At 61.1% G+C, this 25853-nt stretch carries 26 protein-coding genes; 9 read left to right on the forward strand and 17 right to left on the reverse strand.

The annotated features are described in order from the left end of the window. Positions 1-30: 30 nt before the first annotated feature. A complete protein-coding gene (locus RlegSU303_RS03055) occupies positions 31-1377 on the forward strand; it encodes an SLC13 family permease (protein ID WP_231283443.1) in 1347 nt (448 codons plus the stop codon). A 272-nt stretch (positions 1378-1649) separates the two neighbouring features. Next, positions 1650-3194: a methionine--tRNA ligase gene (locus RlegSU303_RS03060; protein WP_231283444.1), complete on the forward strand. Its 1545-nt coding sequence runs from the start codon at positions 1650-1652 to the stop codon at positions 3192-3194. A 114-nt stretch (positions 3195-3308) separates the two neighbouring features. Here the strand turns inward: RlegSU303_RS03060 and RlegSU303_RS03065 are convergent, their stop codons facing one another. The 8 genes from RlegSU303_RS03065 to RlegSU303_RS03100 all read right to left on the reverse strand — a co-directional run bounded on the left by RlegSU303_RS03065 (position 3309) and on the right by RlegSU303_RS03100 (position 9296). After that, positions 3309-3683, reverse strand: a complete 375-nt coding sequence (locus RlegSU303_RS03065) for a DUF3307 domain-containing protein (protein ID WP_017959238.1) — start codon at positions 3681-3683, stop codon at positions 3309-3311. A 13-nt stretch (positions 3684-3696) separates the two neighbouring features. After that, the gene (locus tag RlegSU303_RS03070; RefSeq protein WP_231283445.1) at positions 3697-4083 is read right to left on the reverse strand and encodes an adenylate/guanylate cyclase domain-containing protein; all 387 of its coding nucleotides are present in this window, start codon (positions 4081-4083) and stop codon (positions 3697-3699) included. Positions 4084-4678: 595 nt separating this feature from the next. Next, on the reverse strand, positions 4679-5818 hold the full coding sequence (locus tag RlegSU303_RS03075) for a PAS domain-containing sensor histidine kinase (RefSeq protein WP_231283446.1): 1140 nt from the start codon (positions 5816-5818) through the stop codon (positions 4679-4681). After that, positions 5815-6606 carry an alpha/beta fold hydrolase gene (locus RlegSU303_RS03080; protein WP_222372336.1) on the reverse strand — a complete coding sequence of 264 codons (792 nt, stop codon included), beginning with the start codon at positions 6604-6606 and terminating at the stop codon, positions 5815-5817. The genes RlegSU303_RS03075 and RlegSU303_RS03080 overlap by 4 nt, the downstream gene beginning before the upstream one ends. Before the next feature lie 129 nt (positions 6607-6735). Continuing rightward, positions 6736-7248 (reverse strand): GXWXG domain-containing protein, encoded by a 513-nt coding sequence (locus RlegSU303_RS03085; protein WP_222402889.1) that lies wholly within the window; start codon positions 7246-7248, stop codon positions 6736-6738. A 174-nt stretch (positions 7249-7422) separates the two neighbouring features. Beyond that, complete coding sequence (locus tag RlegSU303_RS03090; protein WP_094087669.1) at positions 7423-7986, reverse strand: biotin transporter BioY; 564 nt, start codon at positions 7984-7986, stop codon at positions 7423-7425. Positions 7987-8013: 27 nt separating this feature from the next. Further along, positions 8014-8622 carry an energy-coupling factor transporter transmembrane component T family protein gene (locus tag RlegSU303_RS03095; RefSeq protein ID WP_231283447.1) on the reverse strand — a complete coding sequence of 203 codons (609 nt, stop codon included), beginning with the start codon at positions 8620-8622 and terminating at the stop codon, positions 8014-8016. Next, the gene (locus RlegSU303_RS03100; RefSeq protein ID WP_020485966.1) at positions 8622-9296 is read right to left on the reverse strand and encodes an energy-coupling factor ABC transporter ATP-binding protein; all 675 of its coding nucleotides are present in this window, start codon (positions 9294-9296) and stop codon (positions 8622-8624) included. The genes RlegSU303_RS03095 and RlegSU303_RS03100 overlap by 1 nt, the downstream gene beginning before the upstream one ends. Before the next feature lie 118 nt (positions 9297-9414). Here RlegSU303_RS03100 and RlegSU303_RS03105 point away from each other — a divergent pair, with 118 nt between their 5' ends. Further along, positions 9415-10605, forward strand: coding sequence for a winged helix-turn-helix domain-containing protein (locus tag RlegSU303_RS03105; RefSeq protein WP_231283448.1), 1191 nt, complete (start codon positions 9415-9417; stop codon positions 10603-10605). 685 nt (positions 10606-11290) lie between these two features. On the opposite strand, the gene ribB is transcribed toward RlegSU303_RS03105, so the two are convergent. The 3 genes from ribB to RlegSU303_RS03120 form a co-directional block, all read right to left on the reverse strand. Continuing rightward, positions 11291-12394, reverse strand: a complete 1104-nt coding sequence (gene ribB, locus RlegSU303_RS03110; RefSeq protein WP_129418160.1) for a 3,4-dihydroxy-2-butanone-4-phosphate synthase — start codon at positions 12392-12394, stop codon at positions 11291-11293. 12 nt (positions 12395-12406) lie between these two features. Then, positions 12407-13504, reverse strand: a complete 1098-nt coding sequence (gene aroC / locus RlegSU303_RS03115) for a chorismate synthase (protein ID WP_231283449.1) — start codon at positions 13502-13504, stop codon at positions 12407-12409. 233 nt (positions 13505-13737) lie between these two features. Next, positions 13738-16917 carry a bifunctional diguanylate cyclase/phosphodiesterase gene (locus RlegSU303_RS03120; protein WP_131709922.1) on the reverse strand — a complete coding sequence of 1060 codons (3180 nt, stop codon included), beginning with the start codon at positions 16915-16917 and terminating at the stop codon, positions 13738-13740. A gap of 243 nt (positions 16918-17160) precedes the next feature. Here RlegSU303_RS03120 and RlegSU303_RS03125 point away from each other — a divergent pair, with 243 nt between their 5' ends. The 3 genes from RlegSU303_RS03125 to RlegSU303_RS03135 all read left to right on the forward strand — a co-directional run bounded on the left by RlegSU303_RS03125 (position 17161) and on the right by RlegSU303_RS03135 (position 18015). Then, positions 17161-17421, forward strand: a complete 261-nt coding sequence (locus tag RlegSU303_RS03125; protein ID WP_003569889.1) for a DUF1344 domain-containing protein — start codon at positions 17161-17163, stop codon at positions 17419-17421. A gap of 152 nt (positions 17422-17573) precedes the next feature. After that, complete coding sequence (locus RlegSU303_RS03130; protein ID WP_131630185.1) at positions 17574-17816, forward strand: DUF1902 domain-containing protein; 243 nt, start codon at positions 17574-17576, stop codon at positions 17814-17816. A gap of 4 nt (positions 17817-17820) precedes the next feature. Continuing rightward, on the forward strand, positions 17821-18015 hold the full coding sequence (locus RlegSU303_RS03135; protein WP_003588117.1) for a type II toxin-antitoxin system HicA family toxin: 195 nt from the start codon (positions 17821-17823) through the stop codon (positions 18013-18015). Positions 18016-18035: 20 nt separating this feature from the next. Here the strand turns inward: RlegSU303_RS03135 and RlegSU303_RS03140 are convergent, their stop codons facing one another. From RlegSU303_RS03140 to RlegSU303_RS03155, 4 genes are all read right to left on the reverse strand, one after another. Continuing rightward, on the reverse strand, positions 18036-18626 hold the full coding sequence (locus RlegSU303_RS03140) for a histidine phosphatase family protein (RefSeq protein ID WP_131720533.1): 591 nt from the start codon (positions 18624-18626) through the stop codon (positions 18036-18038). A gap of 23 nt (positions 18627-18649) precedes the next feature. Further along, positions 18650-19468 carry an enoyl-ACP reductase FabI gene (gene fabI, locus RlegSU303_RS03145; RefSeq protein WP_131720534.1) on the reverse strand — a complete coding sequence of 273 codons (819 nt, stop codon included), beginning with the start codon at positions 19466-19468 and terminating at the stop codon, positions 18650-18652. Between the two features lie 121 nt (positions 19469-19589). After that, a complete protein-coding gene (locus RlegSU303_RS03150; RefSeq protein WP_231283450.1) occupies positions 19590-20807 on the reverse strand; it encodes a J domain-containing protein in 1218 nt (405 codons plus the stop codon). A 276-nt stretch (positions 20808-21083) separates the two neighbouring features. After that, positions 21084-21542, reverse strand: a complete 459-nt coding sequence (locus RlegSU303_RS03155; protein ID WP_017959254.1) for an RT0821/Lpp0805 family surface protein — start codon at positions 21540-21542, stop codon at positions 21084-21086. 65 nt (positions 21543-21607) lie between these two features. On the opposite strand from RlegSU303_RS03155, the gene pdxH reads away from it, so the two are divergent. Next, the gene (pdxH, locus tag RlegSU303_RS03160; RefSeq protein WP_028742776.1) at positions 21608-22228 is read left to right on the forward strand and encodes a pyridoxamine 5'-phosphate oxidase; all 621 of its coding nucleotides are present in this window, start codon (positions 21608-21610) and stop codon (positions 22226-22228) included. A gap of 6 nt (positions 22229-22234) precedes the next feature. Here the strand turns inward: pdxH and RlegSU303_RS03165 are convergent, their stop codons facing one another. Continuing rightward, on the reverse strand, positions 22235-23272 hold the full coding sequence (locus RlegSU303_RS03165; RefSeq protein ID WP_131720536.1) for a polysaccharide deacetylase family protein: 1038 nt from the start codon (positions 23270-23272) through the stop codon (positions 22235-22237). Between the two features lie 261 nt (positions 23273-23533). On the opposite strand from RlegSU303_RS03165, the gene RlegSU303_RS03170 reads away from it, so the two are divergent. Together RlegSU303_RS03170 and RlegSU303_RS03175 are read left to right on the forward strand one after the other, a co-directional pair. After that, positions 23534-24817 (forward strand): D-alanyl-D-alanine carboxypeptidase family protein, encoded by a 1284-nt coding sequence (locus RlegSU303_RS03170; RefSeq protein ID WP_131709924.1) that lies wholly within the window; start codon positions 23534-23536, stop codon positions 24815-24817. 98 nt (positions 24818-24915) lie between these two features. After that, on the forward strand, positions 24916-25233 hold the full coding sequence (locus RlegSU303_RS03175; RefSeq protein ID WP_131720537.1) for a MazG nucleotide pyrophosphohydrolase domain-containing protein: 318 nt from the start codon (positions 24916-24918) through the stop codon (positions 25231-25233). Positions 25234-25345: 112 nt separating this feature from the next. On the opposite strand, the gene RlegSU303_RS03180 is transcribed toward RlegSU303_RS03175, so the two are convergent. Further along, entirely contained in the window at positions 25346-25837 is a 492-nt protein-coding gene (locus tag RlegSU303_RS03180; protein WP_131720538.1) for a GNAT family N-acetyltransferase, read from the reverse strand. Positions 25838-25853 lie beyond the last annotated feature (16 nt).

The raw sequence follows: 25853 nt of genomic DNA on the forward strand, positions 1-25853 counted from the left end.
GGCGCTGGAGGCGTCGGAGGGAGGGGAATCATGGGTATTGAACTATTGGCCATAGGCCTGCTGGTCGCGATGTTCATCATTGCGACGATCCAGCCGATCAACATGGGTGCGCTCGCCTTTGCCGGTGCCTTCGTGCTCGGCTCGATGATCATCGGGATGAAAACCAGCGATATTTTCGCCGGCTTTCCGAGTGATCTGTTCCTGACGCTCGTCGCCGTCACCTATCTCTTCGCCATAGCGCAGATCAACGGCACGATCGACTGGCTCGTCGAATGTGCCGTCCGCCTGGTGCGCGGGCGGATCGGCTTGATTCCCTGGGTGATGTTCATGGTCGCCGTCATCATTACCGGTTTCGGTGCGCTTGGGCCTGCCGCGGTCGCCATTCTCGCACCCGTCGCGTTGAGCTTTGCCGTGCAATACCGCATCCACCCGGTCATGATGGGCCTGATGGTGATCCACGGCGCCCAGGCCGGCGGCTTTTCGCCGATCAGCATCTATGGCGGTATCACCAACCAGATCGTTGCGAAGGCCGGCCTGCCTTTCGCGCCGACCTCGCTGTTTCTCTCCAGCTTCTTCTTCAACCTGGCGATTGCGGTGCTGGTCTTCTTCGTTTTCGGCGGCGCCAGGGTGATGAAGCAAGATCCCGCATCACTTGGCCCCTTGCCCGAACTCCATCCCGAGGGCGTATCGGAGTCGATCAGAGGTCACGGCGGCACGCCGGCAAAACCGATCAGGGAGCATGCCTATGGTACGGCGGCTGATACCGCGACGTCGTTGCGCCTGAACAATGAGAGAATTACCACCTTGATCGGCCTGACGGCGCTCGGCATCGGCGCCCTGGTCTTCAAGTTCAACGTCGGCCTCGTCGCCATGACCGTCGCCGTCGCACTGGCGCTCTTGTCACCGAAGACTCAGAAGGCAGCGATCGACAAGGTCAGCTGGTCGACCGTGCTGCTGATATCAGGCATCATCACCTATGTCGGCGTCATGGAGAAGGCCGGCACGGTCGACTACGTGGCGAACGGCATATCCAGTCTCGGCATGCCGCTGCTGGTGGCGCTCCTGCTTTGCTTTACCGGCGCCATCGTCTCGGCCTTTGCCTCCTCGACCGCGCTGCTCGGCGCGATCATCCCGCTTGCCGTTCCGTTCCTCTTGCAAGGACACGTCAGCGCCATCGGTGTGGTCGCGGCGATCGCGATCTCGACGACGATAGTCGATACCAGCCCGTTTTCCACCAATGGCGCTCTTGTCGTCGCCAATGCGCCGGACGACTGGCGAGAGCAGGTGCTGCGACAGCTGCTGGTCTACAGCGCCTTGATCGCGATCATCGGCCCGATCGTCGCCTGGTTGGTGTTTGTCGTGTCCGGGCTGGTGTGACGGCGGGCTGCCCTGGAATCATCGCTTTCCGCCGCAGGCCATGCCCGCGGCGCCAGTGCATCCAGATCGAAGAGCGCGCTTGTTCGAAACGGCCCGCGATGCTAGAAAATCGCATGGACAACACCCTGATCAGCACTTTCGTGATGATGATGTCGCGCTCATAGCGTGGCGGGTTTCGTGCGTCCAGAATGCACCAGCGACCGCCCTCGAGGCGGTCTTTTCATGGGTCGATCCGTCTCGCGGGCAATAACAGCCTTCGAAAGGAAACACCGATGAACAAGATCTACATCACCACCTCGATCCCCTATGTGAATGCCGCGCCGCATGTGGGCTTTGCCCTCGAGCTGATCCAGGCCGACGCCTATGCCCGCCATTTCCGGCTTCTCGGCCACGACATCAGGTTCCAGTGCGGAACCGACGACAACAGCCTGAAGAATGTCCGGTCGGCGGAAGCCGCGGGAGTGGAGGTCAAGGACTTCGTCAATGCGAACGCGGACAGGTTCGAGCGCCTTGGCGGCCTGCTCGATATCTCCAACGAGGAATTCGTCCGCACCTCCCGCGATCCGAGGCACATCGCCTGCGTCCACGCCTTGTGGAGGGCATGCGCTAGCAAGGGCGACCTTTATCGCAAGGCATATGAGGGTCTCTATTGCGTCGGCTGCGAGCAATTCTACGAGCCGTCGGAACTCGATGAAGGGCGGTGCCCGGAACACGGCATCGCCCTTGAGACCATCCGCGAGGAGAACTGGTTCTTCCGTCTCTCCCGTTACGGCGACCGGCTCATCGAGCTGGTCGAGACCGGCGAGCTTCGGATCGTCCCGGCTCATCGGCGCAACGAAATCCTTGCCCTGCTGCGGCGTGGCCTGACCGACATCAGCGTGTCGCGCAGTGCGGAGCGGGCGCGAGGCTGGGGTGTTCCCGTGCCCGATGGAGATGAGGTGGTCTATGTCTGGTTCGATGCTTTGGCAAACTATCTCACAGGTCTCGGCCACGGCTTCGATGAAACCCTCTTGCCGCGCTATTGGAACGGCGGCCAACGCATCCACGTCGTCGGTAAGGGCATTTCCAAGTTCCACGCCATCTACTGGCCGGCCATCCTCTTGTCGGCAGGCCTGCCGCCGCCATCCTCGATCCTCGTGCACGGTTACGTCACGGTGGACGGCAGGAAGATCGGCAAGTCGGCTGGCAACGGCATCGATCCGGAACGCATCATCCAATCCTACGCAACGCCGGATGCACTGCGCTATTACCTGCTCCGGCATATACGCTCGGCAGACGATGGCGACTTCTCGGCCGAGCGTCTCGAAGCCGCTTGGTCGGGCGAGCTCGCCGGGCAGCTCGGAAATCTCGCCAACCGGGTGCTTGCGCTTCTGTCCACGTCATTCGGCGGTTTCGTTCCGCCCGTGCCGGACAGCGCGTTCGTAGATGAGGCTGCCCGTCTTCCGGGGAAGGTGGCTGAAGCCTTCGATGCCTACGAGCTCCATGTCGGCCTCGCCGATATTTTTGCGTTTATCGGCGCGGCGAACAGGCGGTTTACACAAGGCGCGCCATGGGCGGATGCGAAAGCCCTGCTTGCCGATCTCACGCCGGAGGATCGGCAGGCGACCACTGCGCGCCTCGGCGCTTCCCTGGCCGAGCAGGTCTACGGCCTTGCGGTCGTTGCCCGCTGCCTCCTGCCGTTCCTGCCAAGCTCGGCCGCAACGCTGCATTCCAGGCTGGGAATACCGTCTCCTCGCCTCTATCGGGACCCCTTGATCGTTGGCGGGGTCAAGGCCGCTCCACAAGCCGTCCTTTTTCCGCAACGAGCGGCGGCTTGAACGACGAGGTTTCGAGCCTGCTTGGAGACGGTAGGAGAGGGCAGTCATCCTCTTCCCGATCGCGCTAACAGCGGCATTCGCATGATCTGCAGGATCAATCAAACGCCTATCTTCTCACATCGCAGCAGCCAAAATCCCAGTGTAGGTCAAGTGATGCAACAACTGATCGGCTCCGTGCGCGGCCCAGTAAGGACGGGTTGTCACGGCAGCCGGATGGCGGCGCGAGTGAACGGCCTTTAAGTGATCGATGATGAAGTGAATTAGAAATTCGGCTAGCGCCAAGACCGCGACCGTCACGCCATCCAGCCCGAACAAAAACAATCCCGGAAGGGTGCCTGCGACGTGGATCGCTGCATGGATATAGCCGCCGGGATGGCGGATGTCGCCCTTGCCCCGCAGAATCCAGGTCGACTGCAAGAGATAGTCGGCGGCGAAATGCTTGACCTGCAGCCAGGCGAGTAGGCCAATAAGGGAAGATGCACTTTCCATGATCCTTCCTCCCTCAAATTGGGGGCGATTTCCGGTCCAGGGTAAAGATCGGCACCGGTTGCGATTTGCCGCGCACCACCGTCTCTCCCAGCGAGCGGGCATCGAGCCGCCTGTCGGCCCGTTCCCACGTCTCGCCACTCAACACGATTTCAACGCCTTTGTCTTTGGCGACGCCGACCAGGCGGCTTGCGAGGTTTACGGCATCGCCAATCGCCGTGTAGCTCAGGCGTTCGGCCGAGCCGATATTGTCGACGAGTGCCGTCCCGCTGTTGATGCCGATCCTGACCCGCACTGCGTCATGCTGGGGCGCGAGCGGCGGGATGGCATGCATCGCGTTAAGGATCGCGGCCGCGGCACGGCAGGCACACGACGCGTGATCGGGCTCGTCGTTCGGGGCCATTCCAGATCGCCATCACAGCGTCGCCGATGAATTTGTCGACCGTGCCGCCCTCGGCGTGGATCGCGGCGATGGAAAGCGCGAGGGAGCGCGAAACGCACATCGAACGGCCTTCCATGTTCTCAATCGATCAGTCGAAGGACGATTCGGTGAATGCGGTCCTTGCCCGCTGATGCAACAGCCCACGCTTGACGTGATCCAGAATGTCATGAAAGTTTCATATTCAGGCTATTTCCGGCAGAGCGAAAATAATCTACTATTTTAATCAGGAAACAAGATTTCCTGAAACAAACGAAGGAGACTGATTGAGTATATTTCTTATGACTACCATGCTCATCGCAGGCTTTGTCCTGTTTGCCCTGATCACCGGGGCAGCACGAGGGCGCACTGCCCAGACCACCGCAAACACCAAGCGTAGGTCGGGCAGTTCAGGAAGCTCCGGCGATGGAGGTGGAGGCTGGTTCGATGCCTCAGGCGACTGTGACGGCGGTGGCGGAGATGGTGGAGGAGGAGACTAAATCAAACTGAAATCGATAGAATGCCCGACCGCCTCAAGGCGGTTTTTTGTTGCCCGGATTCCGGCGCGGCTGTGCCCCGGTCAATCCAAGGGCATCACAAAGGTGAAGCGCGTCTCCTTGTCATCGGAACTAACCGTGATCGTCCCGCCATGGGCGCGGGCAATTTCCGAGGCGATGTGCAGACCCAGCCCCAATCCTCTTTGACTTGTGCCGGCTTCACCTTTGAAGAAAGGCTGAAAAAGCCCTGTCATCGCCTCGCTGGAAATCGGAGCGCCGCCATTGGCGATCCAAAGCTCCAGCTTTCCGTCGACAGTTGCCGCCGATAGCCGCACGGGTTCGTCCGGTGTGCCATGGGTCAGGGCATTTCCCAGAAGATTGGACACCAACTGGCCGATCCGCCCGCTGTCGCAGTTTATCGGCCCGTCGAATTCAATCGTCACCTCAATCCCGCGGTCGAGATGACTGAAGCGGAGTTCTTCGATGACCTGCCGCAAGAGCGGCTCGACATGCTCCGACCGCCTCTCGAGTGTGATGCCGCCACCCAATCGTCCGCGCGCGAAGTCGAGGACGTTGTCGATCAGGGCGGACATGCGAACGACGCTGCCCTGCATCAAGTCGAGAACTTTAATCGCGCGATCGGTCTGCTTTTCTTTTCGCAGAATGCGCGCAGCGGCTGAAATCGAGGCAAGCGGGTTGCGCAGGTCGTGGCCGAGAACAGCAATGAACTCTTCCCGCAATTCGGCGGTTTGCTGTTCGAAGGCAAGTTTGGCTTTGATCGTGGCGCCGGCAGCATCCGCCGCGGCGCGCGCCTCGACCAGTTCCCGTTCATAACGGCGACGCTCGGCAGCCTGGAACATCGTCACACGGGTGAAAAGCAGGGCACCGTCTTGCGCCCGTCTTTCCATCGCGTTGGCGAGCACGGGCAGCTTTTTGCCTTCTACTGTGACAAGGTCGAGGGCAACCTCGTTGAAGAACCCTTGCATGCGCAGCAAAGGCGCAAAATGGGTCTCGTAGAATATCCGGCCCGAGGCGTTGAGCAGGTCATGAAGTCGTTTGCCGAGGAGTTGCTCGGCAGGGATGCCGATCCAGGTCGACAGCGTTCTGTTGACCTTGACGATGCGCCCATCCGGCTGCAGCGAAAGATAGCCGCATGGCGCGTTTTCGTACAAGTCCTCGAGGTCTTCCGCCGGCATGGCGACCTGCATATTGGCATCGGTCATCGGACGAACCGCCGGATTGCCGATATGACCTCGTCGGGAGCGCTGAGGTTAGGGCAGTGGCCACTCGCATTCAGCACCACCAATTGGCTGTTTGGGACCTGCCGATGGACGAATTCGCCGACCTCTTCGGAAGCGATGACATCATTACGGCACTGAAGGATCAGCGTTCTGGCGGTGACGCGCGGAAGATCGCTGCGATTGTCCGACGTGAATGTCACCCGTGCGAACGCCTTGGCGATCTCAGGATCGGTGCGGCAGAAGCTATTTGTCAGCTCTTCGCTGAGTTCCGGTCGATCGGGATTGCCCATGATGACGGGCGCCATGGCGGCAGACCACCCCATGTGGTTGTCGTCCAACGACGTCAGCAGTTCGTCTATATCTGCCGCGCTGAAGCCGCCGGTATAGTCATCGTCATTGATATAGCGCGGCGACGGCCCGACAAGGACCAGGCTTTCAAACAGTTCCGGTGCTTGCAGCGACGCGATGACGCCGATCATCGCGCTGACGGAGTGGCCGACGAAGACCGTTTGCGTCAGGCCGAGCGCGCGGCAAATTTCCACGAGGTCATCGGCATAACCTGCCAATGACGAATACTTCTGGGCATCATAAGCCGCGAGATCGGATCGTCCCGCGCCAACATGATCGAACAGCACTGTCTTGAAGTCGCCTTCGAAGGCCGGTGCCACGAAGCGCCACATATTCTGGTCGCAGCCGAATCCATGCGAAAAGATCATCGCACGCTGGCCATCGCCCCGGATTTGAACATGATTTCGATCGATGACGGTCATCTCGCCCTCTTTCCTCTCATAGCATGTTCCGGCTGCCTTGGATTGAGGAAAGATCGGCCAGCCAACGGGTTCGATGGATGTGTGACATGATATTCCAGAAGGCAACCGCCCTGCCGTTTGCGACATGTCTCAGCCCATCACTTCCTGCAGCTTGAAGAAGAATCGCCGAGGGTCGTCGTGCACGCACATCATCCCGGCAATCCCGTCATCGTCAATCCTGTGGAAGTAGTCCACGATCGGCTGTTTGTCGTAGACCATCGCAGCCGTTTTGACGCCGTCGAGAGCCTGAAGCTTCAATGAAGCTGTCGTGCCTCTCGCTCGAAGCATCTTCTGCAGGTACGAGAACCAATGGCGGGCGACGAACGTCCGGCCAAAGGGCGCCATCTTGATCGCCAGCCGAACAGGGAAGAAACTTGGCTCGATCGGAACGAGCCGGCCCGGTCTCCACTTGAAGAGCAGGGCGTCCGCCCGCATGTCGGAATGGAAGCGCTTGCCAAACCAGTTGAGATTCTCGAGCACGCCGTCCAGTGGATGACCCGACGGAATACCAACGCCGCTCCAAAGGCCGACCATGTCCTTTGGCTGGACGGGCTCCAGCGACCGGAACCAGGCAGCCACCTCCTCCTGCTGGTCGCCTCGCATGATTTCTCCTTCACGGATATTCGTTGCGGAAAAATGAAAAGAAGGTTCGGAAGTTCCCGTTCATCGGACCGGGCGGCGCGCCTGGTGAGGCTTTCGCATAAGTTCTATGTCTTTAAGCCCAACGGCTCTCGAAGGGGCCGTTGGGGCATTCGCCAGACAAGATCGACCTCTGCGTCAGGCCCGCGACGGCAGCAGGGGATAGCCGACCATGACGGCGCGGCCGAGCAGGGCTGCGACGAAAGCCTTGATCACATCGCCGGGAATGAAAGCCATCGAGCCGACGAAGGCTTTCGTGAAGCCGAGACCGGCGACGGTGGCGAGATAGGTGATCCCAAAGGCGTAGAGCACGACGATGCCGCCGACCATGGCGGTGAGGAAGAAGCTCACCGTCTGCACCAGGGCGGCTTGCTGATCGTTGACCAGCCGCTCGCTGAGATAGCCGGTGACGAAGGCGGCAAAGATCCAGCCGATCAGGAAGCCGGCCGTTGGCGACGCGAAGATCGCAAGCCCGCCGCGGCCGCCGGAAAGCACCGGCAGGCCGATCGCCACCAACACCAGCACGATCAGCACGGCAATCGCGCCGCGCCGGGCGCCGAGCACGACGCCGGCCATCATGACGCCGAGGGATTGCGCCGTGATCGGCACTGGAATGAAGCCGAGCGAGATCGGCGGCAGCAGGCCGAGCGCCACGATGATCGCGGCGAAGAGGGCGGTAAGAACGAGGTCGCGGGTGCTCATCATCATCAATTCCGTATTTATCAATCGTTAACTCACATGCCACCGAATGCCCCGCGCGTCAATCGCTGCGGCGATATTATCCGCATCCTTAAGGGTCAGGATGATCAGCGGCGCAAGCAGCGTCGTCGGCCGGATCTTCAGGCCGCGTGCCCTATGCGCCTCGCGGATCGCCTGATAACGGCCGACAATCTCCGGCACGAAGCGCAGCACCAGCCCGAGCGCCAGGCCGATATCGTCGGCCTGCACCCAGCCGGTGCGTTCGAGCGGGCGGGCAAGCGCGGTCACCTCGTCGATAAACTCAGCGATCGACGTCGTCGCCGTCACGGTAGCGGCAAGCAGCATCAGTGCCGTCAGCCGCAGCAGGGGCACGAGTGCTTCCTGCCAGGGATTGAAGATGAGGTTGAAGAGTGCGACGACCGCGATCGTCAGGAAGATCGGCCGCAGCCGCCTGAGCCCATCCGCAAACGGCAGGCCGACCATCCGGTAGAGAGCCGCCGTCAGCAGCACGGCGATCGAGAGCAGAACCAGGTTCCCGCTGATGAACAGCACCACGCCGAAGATCGTCAGCGACAACAGCTTTACCCGCGGCGAAAGCCGGTGCATCACGCTGTTGCCTTCGACATAGAGCGATTGCATCAGGCGGCGATCTCCTTGTAGCGGGCGATCGCTTCGGCGGCCGGCGCATCGGCGGCAAGCCGCCCTTCATGAAACAGCAGCACTCGCTCGAAACCGGCGATCAGTTCCAGATCATGCGTGATGATGATGGCGCTTTCCGGCAGTCCGGCGATAATCCCTTCGACCAGCGCCCGGTTCTTGAGGTCGAGCTGGTTGGTCGGCTCGTCGAGGATGAGAATGCCAGGCCCCGTTGCCAGCACCGAGCAAAGGGCCGCCACCTGCAACTCGCCGCCGGAAAGCTCGTGCGCGCGGCGATCGGCCAGCGCCTCGGCGCCGAAGCGGGCCAGCACGCCCTCGACCTTCGCCTCGATCTCTGCCTTGGTGAAGCCGCGCCGCTTCAGCCCGAACGCGATGTCGTCTTTGACGATCGGCAGGATGATCTGGTTCTGCGGCGACTGGAAGATGAAGCCGACATCGGCCGCCGCAGTCTTGTCGTCGCTCGTGTCGCGGCCGTTGACGGTGACGCGGCCGACCGACGGCTTGGCCAATCCATTGATCAGCCGGGCGAAAGTCGTCTTGCCCGAGCCGTTCAGCCCGATGACGCCGATGCGTTTTCCACTGATGCCAAGCGTCAGCGGCTGCAGCGCCACCCGTGCCCCGAAACTGACTCCGGCGCCTTCGAAACGAATATCCAAACCAATCCCTCGCATCCATGCGATCCCGCTTCTATACGGGTAATCGAGGGTGATGAAAGAGCAAAGTGCGCTGTCGATATCGGGTGGCTAGGAAGATTTTCCGGATTATGATGTGGCCATGACGAATCTGCTTTCCAATTCCGCCGCCCGCCGTGTCTTCCTTGCCAAACAGGGCCTCAGCGCCCCGCCGAACCGCGCCTTGACCAAGGCCGGCCTGCTGCAGCTCATCCATGAACTGGGTTTCGTCCAGGTGGACAGCATCCAGACGGTGGAGCGGGCGCATCATCAGATCCTGTTTTCCCGCAATCAGACCTATAGGCGCGAACATCTGAAGGCGCTGCTCGAAAAGGAACGCGCGTTGTTCGAGCACTGGACGCACGATGCCTCGATCTTGCCGAGCGCCTTCTTCGTTTATTGGAAGCACAAGTTCCGCCATCAGGAGAAGGTCTTGATCGAGCGTTGGCGCAAGTGGCGCGGCGAAGGCTTCGAGGCGGCTTTCGAGGAGACCTACGAGCGCGTGCGTCGCGACGGCGCGATGCTGGCGCGCGACGTCAAGGCCGATGGCCACGTTTCCGGCGGCTGGTGGAACTGGCATCCGAACAAGACGGCGCTGGAATATTTCTGGCACACCGGCAAGCTCGCCATCGCAGGCCGCTCGAATTTCCAGAAGATCTATGATCTCACCGAGCGGGTCATTCCGGCCGAATTCCGCGAGCCCGAGGTGAGCCGCGAGGAGTTTGTCGACTGGGCCTGCCGCAGCGCGCTTGCCCGCCTCGGCTTTGCTACCCATGGCGAGATCGCAGCCTTTTGGAACCTCGTCTCGCCCGATGAAGCCAAGGCCTGGGTATCAGCCCATCGCGACGAACTGATCGAAGTGCTGATCGAACCGGCGCTTGGCGGCAAGGCGCGCCCATCCTGGGCTTTTGCCGATTTCCTCTCGACGCTCGACAGCTATCCCGATGCTCCGCCCCGCATTCGCGTGCTCAGCCCCTTCGACCCGATGATCCGCGACCGCAATCGCACCGAACGCCTGTTCGGCTTCTTCTACCGCATTGAAGTCTTCGTGCCCGAGCCGAAGCGCGAATATGGCTATTACGTCTTCCCGCTGCTCGAAGGCGACAGGCTGATCGGCCGCATCGACATGAAGGCGGACCGGAAGAAGTCGACGCTCGACGTCAAACGGCTCTGGCTTGAGCCGGGCGTCAAGCCTTCGGCAGGCCGGCTGGAGAGGCTGGAAGCGGAGCTCGACCGGCTGGCGCGGTTTGCGGGTGTGGAGAAGGTCGTGTTTCTGGAGGGGTGGAGAGCATGATTTTCCTCTAGCGCACCACGGTTCAAATCCGAGTCATATCCTGCCGCTCGGTCTTTTCCACGCTGAGAGATATCTTCATCTCACCAAGTGCCAAATACTCAGCAGTAGTTATCAATCCCGGCCCTAAGCCATGGCGGAGCTGGAGAACATTGACCAAGATCCTCGCCTAATCAGGCTTCGACGTTCCCATGATTTTTTGGACAACATGACTGCACTAGGCGACATAATTGCATGCTCTGGTTGCGGCGCTTGCGATCAATCTCGAACAATGTAAGATAATCAAAGCCAAGGAGAAAAAATTGCAAAGCAGACGCTTTTTAAATGCGTGTATTATATTAGTATATCCAATATTGTTTATTATATTTTTCGTGTATAATTATTTTACTCAATATTATTTAGTATTAAATGGTGATTTTCTCGGCGACGGCGTTTGTTATAATGATGTTGAGATGCACTTCATCAGGCATTTCACGGCAATAGTATCGTTTTGTGTTGCCTACTTATGTATTTTTCTTTTGGTGAGGAATCGGTTTTCCGTGAGCGTGGCTGTTTCAGCGTTGGTTGCTTTTGCATGCTCCATCGTTCTTTCTGGGCAGATTATAAGTAATTTTGTTTGCCCAGAATAATATCTCCGGGTCGTAAAAATTGCGTATGAATATCGCCTGGCGGCAGCCGCTAAGCTCCTTCAGCAGATCTCCGTCGTGCTGATCTTGATGCCGAAACCTTCCAGGCCGACATAGTGCCGCTCGCGGCTGGTGAGCAGCTTGATCGAGCTGACGCCGAGATCCTTGAGGATCTGGGCGCCGAGGCCGATTTCCAGCCATTCGCTGTCGCGCGTCTGGGCTTCGGCATGGGCTTCGCGGCCCTGGTTGCGGGCCTTGCGGCCGTTGTCGTGATGGCCGACGCCGACCGAGCCTTCGCGCAGATAGACGATGACGCCGCGGCCCTGCTCGGCAATTTTCTGCATGTAGAAATCGACGGGGCTGTTCTTGCCGAAGAGATCCTCGGCGACGTTCTCCGGATGCAGGCGAACAGGGATGTCGACGCCGTCGCGGATGTCGCCGAAGACGACGGCGAGATGCTGCATCGGATCCCAGGGCAGGGAATAGGTATGGGCCTTCGCCTTGCCGAACGGCGTCTCGATGTCGAAGCTGGTGCCGAGTTCGATCAGCGTTTCCTTGCGCTGGCGGTAGGCGATGAGATCGGCGACGGAGACGAGCTTCAGCCCGTGCTGTGCGGCGAAGTCGACCACCTGAGGGCCGCGCGTCACCGTGCCGTCGTCGTTGACCAGCTCGGAGATGACGCCGATCAGCGGCAGGCCGGCAAGCTTGCAGAGGTCGACGGCGGCTTCGGTATGGCCGGAGCGCATCAGCACCCCGCCTTCGCGGGAAACCAGCGGGAAGATGTGGCCGGGACGGACGAAGTCGGAAGCGCCGACATTCGGATTGGCGAGGTTGCGCACCGTCAGTGTCCGGTCGTCGGCCGAGATGCCGGTCGTCGTGCCGTGCTTGAAATCGACCGAGACGGTGAAGGCCGTCGTATGGGCCGAATCGTTTTCCGCCACCATGGCGTTGAGGTTGAGGCGTTTGGCCTCTTCCTTCGGCATCGGCGCGCAGACGATGCCGGAGGTGTGGCGCACGATGAAGGCCATCTTTTCCGGCGTGCAATGCACGGCGGCGACGATCAGGTCGCCTTCGTTCTCACGGTCATTGTCGTCCATGACGACGACGATCTCGCCGGCCTCGAAGGCCCGGATGGCGTCGACGACGCGCTTCTGGTCATAAGACATGGGCGAGCGCTCCTATTTCAGACGGCCGGTCTGGCCGCGGTCGCGAAGATAATGGTCGGCGATGGCGCAGGCGACCATCGCCTCGCCGATCGGCACGGCGCGGATGCCGACGCAGGGGTCGTGCCGGCCCTTGGTACGGATATCGACATTCTTGCCCTCCGCATCGATCGACTGGCGCTCGGTCAGGATCGAGGAGGTCGGCTTGACGGCAAAACGCGCCACCACCGGCTGCCCGGTGGAGATGCCGCCGAGAATACCGCCGGCATTGTTGGAAAGGAAGATCGGCGTGCCGTCATTGCCCATGCGCATCTCGTCGGCATTGTCTTCGCCTGAGGTTTCGGCGGCGGCAAAACCATTGCCGATCTCGACGCCCTTGACGGCATTGATCGACATCAGCAGCGAGGCGATATCCTGGTCGAGCTTGGCATAGATCGGCGCGCCGAGGCCGGCCGGCACACCTTCGGCGATCACTTCGATGACCGCGCCGATCGAGGAGCCGTTCTTGCGGATGCCGTCGAGATATTCCTCCCAGACCGGGACGATCGCGGCATCGGGCGAGAAGAACGGGTTCTGCCCGATTTGATCCCAGTCCCAGTTGCGGCGGTCGATCTTGTGTTTGCCGATCTGCACCAGCGCGCCGCGCACGGTGACGCCGGGCACGACAAGGCGGGCGATGCCGCCGGCGGCAACCCGGGCGGCGGTCTCGCGCGCCGAGGAGCGGCCGCCACCGCGATAGTCGCGAATGCCGTATTTGAGGTCATAGGTATAATCGGCGTGGCCGGGGCGATATTGCCGGGCAATCTCGCCGTAATCCTTGGAGCGCTGGTCGGTGTTTTCGATCAGCATCGAGATCGGCGTGCCGGTGGTCGTCATCGTCTCGGCGTCGGCGTTGAGCATGACGCCTGATAGTACCTTCACCAGATCGTCCTCGCGCCGCTGCGTCACGAAGCGGGATTGCCCGGGCTTGCGCTTGTCGAGCCAGACCTGCAGGTCCTCGAGCTTGAAGCTGAGCCCCGGAGGGCAGCCGTCGACGACGCAGCCGAGCGCCGGACCATGGCTTTCGCCCCAGGTGGTTACGCGGAAGAGGTGACCGAATGTATTGTGCGACATGTGTTCCGACCGGTGGCGCGCCGAAGCCGATCGCTGCCGGCCGCGCCATTGCTTGAAAAGGCGCGACACTCATAGGCCAAAAAACCGCCGAGGCAAAAGTCTTTCTTTGCGCCAAACCGGCAGCTCAGGAAATGCTGTTTCCGTTCGTTGCCGGGGATGGGCGACCCATCTTGCCGCCATTCTCTCTGCGCAGGCGGGGAGGGGTGAGGGCGCGGCCGATCGGCACGCGGTGATCAGGACGCCAGCCGCCACCCCGTCCCGGTCGCCTCGTTGGTGAAATCGTCGAAGGAGAGCGGCCGCGAGAAGGCGTAGCCCTGCAGGATATCGCAGCCGAGATCGCGCAGCAGTGCGGCATGGGCTGCCGTCTCCACCCCTTCGGCCACGGTTTCGACGCCGAGCGAGCGGGCGATCTCGATGATCGAGCTGACCAGCGCCCGCTCCTGCGAGGCATTGACGATCGGCTGCACCAGCTGGCGGTCGATCTTCAGCCGCTTCGGCTTCAGCTTCAACAGGCTGACGATCGAGGTATGGCCGGTGCCGAAATCGTCGATCTCGATATCGATGCCGAGCGCCTTGATGCGTTCGAGATTCTGCGAGACGACGTCCTCGCTCTCGTCGAGGAAGATCGATTCCACCAGTTCGAAGGAGATCTCACCCGGACGGATATGCAGATCGGCGAGCGATTCCAACAGGCTGCCGTCATGCAGCCGCCGCGCCGAAACATTGACCGAGACCTTGGGCACCACAATGCCGCGCGCCGTCCAGCGCACCTTGTCGCGCAGCGCCGTTTCCAGCACGATCCGGTCGAGCATCTGCACGACATTGATCTCGTCGGCGATGCGCAGGAACTTGTCGGGGGCGAGCCACCCCTTGGACGGGTGGTTCCAGCGCACCAGCGCCTCGACGCCCGTCAGCTCCATCGTCCGGGCGCAGAATTGCGGCTGGTACCAGGCGGTGAATTCGCCATTGTCGATGCCGGCGAGGATCTCGTCGGCGGTGCGCTTGGTGTTGATGATATCGGCCTGGAGATTGTGATTGAAGAATTCGAAGCGGTTGCGGCCCATGCTTTTTGCGCGGTAGAGCGCGATATCGGCATTGATCAGCACCTTGCGCGCATCGACATGGATGCCGTTGGCAAGCGCAATGCCGATCGACACGCCGCAGCGGCAGGAGAAGCCCTGGAAATCGATGGGCTGGCGCATCTCCTCGATGATCCGGGTCGAAAGCTGCGCCATCTCCTTATCGTCGACATCGAGGGCAAGGATGACGAATTCGTCGCCACCGATGCGCGCGACGATATCGCTGCCGCGGACGTTCTTGGCGAGCACCTTCGAGGCGTGCACCAGCATCGCATCGCCGGCGGCATGGCCAAGCGTGTCGTTAATGTCCTTGAAGCGGTCGAGGTCGATATGCAGGATCGAGAATTTCTGCCGCTGCTGACGGCCGTCCTGGGTCAGATTTTCGAGCGCGATGTCGAGCTTGCGGCGGTTGGCGAGTGCGGTCAGCGGGTCGTGAAGCGAATTGTGCTCGATCCTGTTCTTGGCAAGCTCGAGTTCGATATTCTTGGCGACCGCTTCGTCCTTGGCGGCATTCAGCCGGATCGTCATCAGCACGTCTTCGGTGGCGTCGAAGGCGATGCCCATGATCTTCATCTCGCTAGTCCCCGTCTGGTGCACCTTGCCGACCGAGCGCACATAGCGCACCGAGCCGTCGTCGACGAGCACGCGGCAGACGAGGGTGTGCGTATCGCCGTTGCGCTTGAAGTGGCGTGCGCTTTCAAGCGCTAAGGCCCGATCCTCGGGGTGGATGCAGCCAAGCCAGGTCTCTTCGGTCATGAAGCCGTTGCGCGGCGTAAGCCCATAGAGCTCGTGCATCCGCTCGTTCCAGATCGAACCGCCGAGGCCCGGCCGCGCTTCCCATATGCCGCACTGATAGGAATCGAGCGCCAGGTCGAGCCGGCTGGAAAGCTCGGCGAGCTGCCCCTCACGACTCGAGAGCTCTTCAAGCGCCAATTCCAGCTCGGCATTCTTGACCTCACTCATATCCTTGGCCTTGCGCAGCGTGTCGGTGATCTCCGCATCTGCGGTCACGTCCCAGACAATGCCGATCGTCTTGCTGACGCCGCCGGCATCCGTATAGAAGGAGCCGACCGAGCGCAGGTGGCGGATGCCGCCGTCGCCGAGCAGGATGCGGTACTGCGCCGTGCAGGCGGCACCCGCAATGCTGCAGCTGAAGAAATGTACTTCGGCGGTGTCGCGGTCCTCGGGCAGGATTGCCGCCAGCCATTCGTCGAGCGCCCGGCTTCCTTCTTGCGCCGGTTTGCCGTGCAGGGCCGCGGCGCGCGCGTCCCAGTGCAGGCTGTTTGAATCATCCTGCAGCTCCCAGATGCCGATATTGGAGGATTCCAGCGCCAGGTTGAGCCGCTGCGACAGTTCCAGCAGTTTTGCCTCGCGCGTCTCCAGCGCGTTGATGTTGCGATTGCGCTCGCCGAGCAGCATGGTCGCAAAGAAGATCGGCACGATGATGATGAAGCCGGCGGCAACGATGATCAGGCGCAACTCGGTGCGGTTTTCGGGTATCGCGTTCCAGCCGCTGTTCGGCACAGCGGCAAGCTCCCACTTGCCGCCGGCAAAACCGATCTTTTGGCGCATCGGATCCTTGCCGTCGATATCGGAGGACCCGAAGAACGGCGCCGGGGGAGGAGCCTTGGCGGCGGTCGGCGCGCCGATATCGCGGATTGCGATCGAAAGATGGCCGAGATGCGGATAGCGTTCCCGGTTCTCGCGGTCGCGCGCCGGCATCAGCCCGGTCGCCTGGTAGAACATTGTCTGGTCGATGGCGACTTGGACCGCCCCCCAGATCCGCCGCTGGCCATTCTCCTTGACGTAAACCGGGAAGAAGATGGCAAAGGCGTCCCGGCCGTCGGTGCTGATCGGGCCGTAGAAGCGCGCCGACTGGTTGCCGGCCGCGCCGGTCATCGCCTGGCGAAAGAAGAGCTCCTCGCGCACGTCGCGGCCGATCCGCTCATTGCCGGATTGCGCTGGGTGGATGTCACGGATGATGAAATCAGGCGCGACGGCGATATGGATGAAAGACGGGTTCTGGATCAGCAGCCAGTTGATCTGGCGTTCCATCTCCTCTCCGTTTGCCGCGCTGACGGAGATCAGGTTCGTCAGGTCGCGGACGACGCTGAGGTCCATATTGATCTCGGCCATGACCCGGGCGCGGATGAGGTTTGTCTCGTTTTCGGTGCGGATATGAAGTTCGCGCACATGAGACGCAGTATTGGCTTGGTCGAGGCCGAAGCCGACCATGATGACGACCAGGGCGACAAGCGACGAAACCAGAAACGAGACGCGGCTATTCTTCAACACGCGCCGCAACTGCTTGCTGTCGCTGAGCCTGGATAACAAAATGAACCCCCATGTTGACGAGCAACTGTAGGGCGCGCGGGTTAATTTACGATTGCCCCGCCTTCGACGCCGAGAGATCGCGGGAAGGGAAAAAGCGCGGGTTAACGCGGCATTTTGATTATATTTAAAATCCTATTCATCAATTGGGCGGGAAAAGCCATTCTTACGGGCAATTTTCGCCATATTCAGGAGCTTATCTGTGGCCGGTCGTGTTCTCGTGCAGCGTCTTAAAGGATTGTCGCCATGCGTTTCGTCGTCGCCACGCTTTTGGCAACAGCAAGCTTCCTGTCACCAATGAGCGGTTTCGCCGAGAGCGCCGATGTCGAGGCGACGATCAAGAAGGTCGACACGGCCAACCTCGTGCTGACGCTCGACGACGGCAAAACCTATCAGGCGCCCGAGGAATTCAATTTCGACGGCCTCGAAGCCGGCGTGAAGGTGATCGTCTTCTATACCGAAGTCGACGGCAAGCGCGTCATCAACGATCTCGACATCGTTAAATAGCGGCCGAAACACTCAGATCAGCGTATAAAATTCATTTCCATTCCGCTATAATTTCCATTCCGCTATATATGTACACTATGCCACGTCGGCGTAGTACCAACAGTGGTGCGCAACCTTGTAGGACAATCGTGTCCGCTATGGAGACTGATCGTATGAAGCACGCCTCGATCATAGTGCGCGCGGATTGGGATGAAGAGGCTGGTGTTTGGGTTGCCAGTAGCGACGATATCGAAGGGCTGGCCGTCGAGGCCGATACCCTCGAAGCCCTCGAGCCTAAAGTTGTAGCAGCTATAACCGACCTTTTCGAGCTGAACGGTTTCACCTCGAGCCTGCCGGAAATCCCCGTCCACATCATGGCCGAACAGCTCGTTCGCATCCCCAATCCGACCTACTGAGCACATGGCCGGCTATCTCCGCGAACTCAAAGAGTTATTGCTGAAGGCCGGCTGCGAATACGTGCGACCGGGAAAGGGTGATCATGAAATCTGGTACAGCCCGATTTCTAACCGCCACTTCACGGTCGACCATGGTGTAAAATCCCGCCATACGGCCAATGAAACGCTGAAACAGGCCGGACTTCCGAAGGCTTTCTGATCGAGGCGCAATGGCAATGCCTACAGCCAGGCAATCGTCCGCTCAGTGGTTTCGATCCGGATGATCCGGTCCTGCGGGATCGCACCTTCAGCAGCGCTGCTTTTCGGCAGGTCGGCGATCGTCTGGAAAAGCGTGCGGATGACGCCGCCATGGGTGACGCAAACCGTCGGACGATCGACGGAGTTCAGCCATGAGCCGGTGCGCCAGGAGAGGATTTCATAGCTTTCCGCGTCATCGCCGGGCGGGATGAAATCCCATTTCGAGGCGTTGCGTTCCGCCACCCGCTCGCGCTGCGTCGCCTTCAGCTCCTTGATGGTCGAGCCCTCCCAGTCGCCGAAGGAAATTTCCACCAGCCTCGGATCGGTGCGATAGGCAAGCGGTGGCAGGCCCATGGCGGTGCGCATGATTTCCATCGTCGCGCGTGTGCGCTGGAGCGGGCTTGCGACGAAATCGAATTCGTCGACCGTGTCGCCGAGAATCTCCGCAAGCGCGATGCCGTTCTGCCGGGCCTGCTCCAGGCCCGTGGCATTCATCGGGATGTCCTTCTGCCCCTGCAGGCGCCGCTCTGCATTCCAGGCGGTCTGGCCGTGTCTGATCACATAGATAAGCACGGTCTCGCATCCATATGGAAAAATCAGTCCTTGACGACGGAAATGTCGGGCGCGTCGACCGCCTTCATGCCGATGACATGATAGCCGCTGTCGGCATGGTGCACTTCGCCGGTGACAGAGCGCGACAGATCCGACAGGAGATAGAGGCCGACATCGCCGACTTCCTCGATGGTGACGGTGCGGCGCAGCGGCGCGTTATATTCGTTCCACTTCAGGATGTAGCGGAAATCGCCGATGCCGGAGGCGGCAAGCGTCTTGATCGGCCCGGCCGAGATGGCATTGACACGGATGTTCTGCGGTCCGAGGTCGACGGCGAGATATTTGACGCTCGCTTCGAGCGCCGCCTTGGCGACACCCATGACGTTATAGTTCGGCATCACCTTTTCGGCGCCGTAATAGGTCAGCGTCAGCATCGCGCCGCCTTCCGTCATCAGCTTCTCGGCGCGGCGTGCGACCGAGGTGAAGGAATAGACGGAGATCTGCATCGTCTTGTTGAAATTGTCAGGCGAAGTGTCGACGTAGCGGCCGGTCAGCTCGTCCTTGTCGGAGAAGCCGATCGCATGCACGAGGAAATCGATCTTGCCCCAAAGCTTTTCAACGTTTTCGAAAACGGCGTCGATGGTGGCTTCGTCGGCGACGTCACAATGGCCGACCAGCGTCGCGTCGATCTCGGCGGCGAGCGGCTCGACGCGCTTCTTCAGCGCGTCGCCCTGATAGGTGAGCGCGACTTCTCCGCCATGCGCATGAATGGCCTTGGCAATACCCCACGCAATCGAACGATTGTTGGCGACACCCATGATGACGCCGCGTTTGCCTGCCATGAGGCCGGATGCTTGAGCCATATTTCGCTCCCTAGGATTCTGATCGATCCTGCCTATGGCATAGGCCGTTAATCGGTTCAAGCTTGGCCGGGATCATCAACTGTTAGGGATCGTAATAAAGGGTGCGAATGTCATAAAAATTTCATAGGAACAGGCCTTCGCGCATGCTCCGCATCAGATCGGTGATTTTGTCGTCGGGTTTTTCCCACAAGATAATGCGCAATTCGACGACCAGATCGCCTCTGCCGCTCTCTTCGCGGGGCAATCCCTGGCCGGGAATTCTAATCGTCTTGTCCGAGCCGGACCATGCGGGGATCGTCACGTTCAGCGGCCCGCTCGGTCCTTCGATACGCGCCTCGGTGCCGAGCACGGCATTTTCGATGCTGAGCGGCAGCACGGCGTGCAGATCGAAACCGTCGACGGTGAAGCGCGGATCGGCTGCGATGCGAATGTTGATGACGGCGTCGCCGCGCTGCATGCCAGGCAGCTTGAAGCCCTGTCCCTTGAGCCTGATCTCGTGACCGTCGGTCGTGCCTGCGGGCAATGCGAAGCCGATTTCCCGGCCCTCAGGCAGCGACGCGGTGATCCAGCCGCTCTTCAACACGTCGTCGATCGTCACCGTCGCCGTCGTCACCTCATCCGGTGCTTTATCGAGCCCGGTATCCTTGGCGCCGGTGAAACGGCGCACCAGGTTTGTCAGGATGCTGAGCGGCAGCGACAGGTTGGCGGCGGCATTTTGCCCGGCTTCGCCCGCTTCCTCGTCGCCCTTGGTGTCAGCCTCGGCGGCATCGCCATCGATGCGCCTGCCGGTCTCGCCCTGGGCGTTTTGTGTCTGCTGACTTTGGGCCTGCTGATATTGTGTCTGCTGGGCGCGACCCTGCGCCTGGCCGCCGCCGGCCGCACGCGCCTGGGCGCCAAAAATGCGATCCACCATCTCGTCGGCGGGCTCGGTAGCGCCTGCCTGTTGCCTGGAGCCGTCGGCGGCGGCCTTCTGTGCGGCGCGCGCCAGCTCCTCCATCACGCGCTCGGCATTGGCCTGCGCCGCCTTGGCGCGCACGGCCGCCTCGCGGGCAGCCTGGCGCTGCTGCATGATCGTCTGTTCGTGCTTCTTGGCTTCAGCCATCCGCACGGCATTGTCGAACAGGCTGCGTTTGCGCGGGTCCTTCAGGGTTTCATAGGCGCGGCCGATCTCGGCGAACCGGGCCGTCGCCGTCGGGTCGTCCTGATTATGGTCGGGATGGGCTGATTTGGCCATGTTGCGCCAGGCCGCCTTGATCTCGTCTGCTGCCGCGTCGCGCTTGACGCCCAGAATTTTGTAAGGATCGCGCATATCAAAACCGCCGGTGTTGCGATGCGGCAAGCCTCGTCCTTGCCCGGCATCCCCGTCCAATAAAGCGTGTGTGGCGTCACCCGCCGCAAAGGCAGGAACAGCCACTCTCAACGCCGATCCTGCGGGCCGAGTTGCTAATCACTTGTTATTCTGCGAAGAGATGTGGGGTGTTTCGCGGTAAATGGTTAGCTCTTTGCTAAGCATTCGGCAGAAAGCGGTCACGCGTTAACCTGTTGGGGAGGGCGCGCGCCGCGTCTTTTCGAACGCCCAAAGGACGCTGTAATATTTGAGTGACCTTGGGGAAGATCAGCTTTCCGGCTGGAAGCTCAGAAGCTGCCAGTTGCCGCCGCCGACGAGGCAGGTCTTGCCGTAGAATTTGGCGATGCCGACATAGGAATGCCGGGTCGTGCGGAACTGGCGGCAGACCTGGCCGGACTCGTTATTCTCGACGATCGTATCGATGACGCCGGCACTGCCGGTCGATGCGTTCGCCCAGGGAAGCGGCTGGCCCTCGAGCCTTTGCACGTCGGCTGAGGTCACGGCATTGCGCACGGTCATTTCGTCGGAAAGCGTGTCGGTGCTCGGCGGCGTCTGCGGCACGGTCCCGGTTGCCACCGACCGGTCGACCTTGGCTTCACTCAGGAAATCCATGCCGCCGCCGACGCAGCCGGACAGCGACAACATCGCGACGCCGGTGACGAAGAACACACTGCTGCGTCGCCGCAGGCCCTTTGTATGGCGAGATGACTTTGCTATGACTTCCACCCTGCATCCTGTCCAGTTATCAAAAGCTGGGCGAGTTTTGAATAATCCGGGGCATTTGAACCAATATGTCGGCAAACGAGTTAACAAGCGGTGACTTTACCGAAAGTGGCGAGCCCTTCAAGCTCTTTGCCGAATGGCTGAAAGAAGCCGAGGCTTCCGAGCCCAATGACCCCAATGCGGTGGCGCTGGCAACGGTCGATGAGGATGGTCTTCCCAATGTCCGCATGGTTCTCCTGAAGGGATTCGACGACGACGGTTTCGTCTTTTACACCAATTTCGAGAGCCAGAAAGGCCGCGAAATTCTCGGCCAGAAAAAGGCGGCCATGTGCTTTCACTGGAAAAGCCTGCGTCGCCAGGTCAGGCTGCGCGGCCCGGTCGAAATCGTTACCGACGCCGAAGCGGACGCCTATTTCAAGACGCGGGCGCGGGGCAGCCGCATCGGCGCCTGGGCCTCAAAACAATCCCGCCCGCTCGAAAGCCGGTTCGCGCTGGAAAAGGCCGTGGCCGAATATACCGCGCGTTATGCCATCGGCGAGATTCCGCGCCCCGCCCACTGGTCGGGCTTCCGCATCCGGCCGACCTCGATCGAATTCTGGAAGGACCAGAAATTCCGCCTGCACGACCGCGTCGAATTCCGCCGGCCGTCACCGGAAGGCGAATGGGACAAGGTGCGGATGTATCCGTAGCGGGCTTTACCTGCCCATCAGCTTCAACGGTATGCCGGAGGCGAGCGCCGAGACGTAGCGTCGCTTCTGGTAGAAGCCGTTGAGCGAAATGCGCGGGAGATAGCCGGTCAGCTGCGCTGACGGCAGCCCGGGCTGCGTGGTGACCGCAAGCGTAAAGCCGAGATTGCGGGCGATGCGCGCCTCGCGGGCGGTCGCAGCATCAGGCGTGCCATAGGGATAGGCGATCGTCTCGGGACGGATGCCGGTCACTGCTTCGACGTAATCCGCCGAAACCTGCATTTCGATTCGTGCTTCGGCTTCCGGCAGCCGGGCCAGTGCGCGATGGCTGATCGTATGGGCGCCGAGCGTTGCGAGCGGATGCGCCGCCAGCCATTGCAGTTCGCCTGGCCCCATCACCAGCTCGCGGACGATATCCGTCGGCTCGATGCCGTTTTCGCGCGCCAGCAGATCGATGGCGGCAATGGCGCGCGCCTCCTCGGAGCCGTGGATATACCAGGCGAAACGGTCGAAGGCATGCCATTGCTGCTGCGGGTTGTCCAGCGCCAGGCGCTCTCTGCCGCGGCCGAAATCGAAGTAGATTTCGCTCGGCCGGCGCAGGAGGACGGCGAGCGTTTCCCACCAGATGCTGTGAGAGCCTTCGGCAAAACCCTTGGCGACGAACACCGTGAACGGCGCCTGATGCCGCTCGAACACCGGCAACGCATGTTCCAGATTGTTGCTGTATCCGTCGTCCAGGGTGAACGCCGCGAAGGGCTTTGCGCCTTCCGGCTCCGCCAGCAGCGCCGGCACTTGATCAAGCGGCACGAAGCGGTAGCCCTCTCGCCGCAGCCGCCGCAGCGCCGCGTCGAGAAAACGGGGGGTGATTTCGAGATGCGCATTCGGCTCGAAGGCCTGGGGCGCGTGCGGGCGGACATGATGCAGCGTAAAGACGACGCCGCGCCCGCGCGCTTCGCGCATCAGTCCGACTGACGCGAGCAGCCAGGAAAACTCGAGCCCGGCGCCGATCGCCAGTCGCTTGCCCAATCGCTTGAATTGTCCCGTCATGCGGCGCCTATCCCTTGCCTTTTCAGGAAACTAGCAAGTGCGACTTAAGCCTTGCTGAATCCCGATCCGGCACGGGTCTTTCATTTTCTGTTTACCAAGACGATGAAAAGACTAGAAAAATGATAGGCGTTGCCTCAAAGTCGCGCCAAACTTACGGCTTCTGTCACATTACGGCACAATTCCGGTCTGACCGAGAGCCGGCATTAAGGGCTGCGCATCAGGGACCAGCGTATGAGGGGCCAGGGTATGAGGGGAAAGTGCATGAGAAAGCTTTTGGCGGCTGTTTTGACCGTAACGCTTGCCGTTTCGGCGCCGCTTGCGGCCCTTGCCGGCAACGCTTCGCTGATCCTCGATGCCCGGACCGGCAAGGTTCTCGCCTCCGAAAACGCCGATACGCTGAACCATCCGGCCTCGCTGACGAAGATGATGACGCTCTATCTCACCTTCGAGGCGTTGAAGCGCGGCAAGATCACCTGGGACACGCCGATCCGGATGTCGAAATACGCAGCTGCACGCCCGCCGACAAAGCTTGGCGTCAAGGCGGGCGGCACGATCACCGTGCGCGAGGCGGTCTATGGCATGATCGTCAAATCGGCCAATGATGCTGCCTCCGCCATGGGCGAAAAGCTCGCCGGCTCGGAAAGCGGTTTTGCCCGGGTGATGACGGCCAAAGCCCGCCAGCTCGGCATGAGCCGCACCGTCTTCGTCAACGCATCCGGCTTGCCGGACGGCCGCCAGGTCACGACGGCGCGTGACATGTCGACGCTCGCCATCGCGCTGATGAAGAATTACCCGAACGAATACCGGCTGTTTTCGACGGCCAGTTTCAATTTCCGCGGCCGGACGGTGCGCGGCCACAACAATCTCATGTACCGCTACCAGGGCATGGACGGCATCAAGACCGGCTATACCAACGCCTCCGGCTTCAACCTCGTCAGCGCCGTCAGAGACGGCAACCGCCGCGTGGTCGGCGTCGTGCTCGGCGGCCGCACCGCCCGCAGCCGCGACGCCAAGATGGCTGGTTTGCTCGACCGTTATCTCGGCCGTGCCTCGTCTTCCGGCGGCGCAAAGCTGATGGCGAGCGTCGGCGCGAGGGAACCCGTCGAAGTCGCGTCCGCCGCCGAGGCCTCCGATGTTCCGGTGCCGCTCAACGCACCGCGCCCGGCCGACGATCTCGCAGCAAAGAGCCTTGCCTATGCCGACGACGCCGTCGTGCCTCTGGAGCGTCCCGTCGCGATGGACGAGATCCTCAACGCCGGCAAGATGCCGAAGACATCGGCAGAGAAGACCAATGGCGACTGGCAGATCCAGATCTCGGCCGCACCGAGTGCCGATGCGGCGCGTGCACTTCTCGCCCAGGCGAAGTCGGAAGGCGGCGCACCGCTCGTGTCCGCCTCACCCTATACGGAGGCGGTCGGGCAGGGGGTCAACAAGATCTATCGCGCCCGCTTCGTCGGCTTCGCCAGCAAGGATGCCGCCGTCTCGGCCTGCGATGCGCTGAAGCAACGCTCCTATGACTGCATGCTGCTGCCGGACCACGGCTGATTGCCACTCCAGCACTCCGGACAATCCACGCGGGACAATCCCACGCTGGACAAACATTGGGAATCAGCGTCTCCTCCATAAACAAAAGGAGAACGCTCATGCTGCGCCGTCTCGCCGATCAGTTCGAAATTTCTTCCTCCACCCATGTCGCGGCCCACGGCATCGAGCGTGATACCGATTGGTTCCTTCTAAAACTCCAGGAGGAAATGGGCGAGTTGACACAGGCCTGGAACCGGCTGACCGGGCGCGGTCGTGCGAAGGGGCGTTCACCGGAAGATATGCAGCAAGACCTTGCCGACGAGACCGCCGACGTCCTCGGCCACTTACTGCTTTTCGCCCGACACAACGATATCGACCTTGCCGCCGCGATCGAACGCAAGTGGCTGTTTCAGCCGGCGCAAACGTCGAAGAGCTGATGCAACGCGCCGAAAATGCGCAGTGTGTTTGGGGGCGACGGCATTTCGATGTGACGCGCTTTAGGCGAGACTGTCCCTCGTCAACCGCACCAGGATTCTCCCGCAGCTTAAGTCAGCCGACCTTATAGCGGTAGAATTTGCTGTCCACCGCCATCAGCGGGAAGGCGCGGGGCAGGGCGCTCTTGGCGATCTCGCTAAAGCCGTTCTTCTCGTAGAAGCGATGCGCGGCGACGAACTTGTCCGTCGTGCCGAGGAAGATATCGGTGAGGCCGACATCCCTGGCATGGGCAAACAGGTAATCGAGAAGCCGTGCGGCCACGCCATGCTCGGAGCCGCGAACTTCAGCTGAGACGAACATCTTGCGCAGCGCCGCCTGGTTGTTGCCGATATCCTTGAGCCCGACCGTGCCGACGATGGCACCATCCTTGACGGCAACCCAGAACTGTCCCTTGCCGGACTGGTAGAAATCCGGGATGACCCTAAGATCCGGCTGCTCATCCGCGGTGATATCGATGCCGAATTCCTCGCGCTGGATCGGCAGGATCACCGAAAGCACGTCATCGGCGTCGTCGGCGGTGAAGGTTCTGATATCGACGTCCGCCATGATGGATCCTTTCGCC

Origin of the sequence: Rhizobium sp. SU303 (assembly GCF_021052345.1) — a bacterium.
Classification (GTDB): domain Bacteria; phylum Pseudomonadota; class Alphaproteobacteria; order Rhizobiales; family Rhizobiaceae; genus Rhizobium; species Rhizobium laguerreae.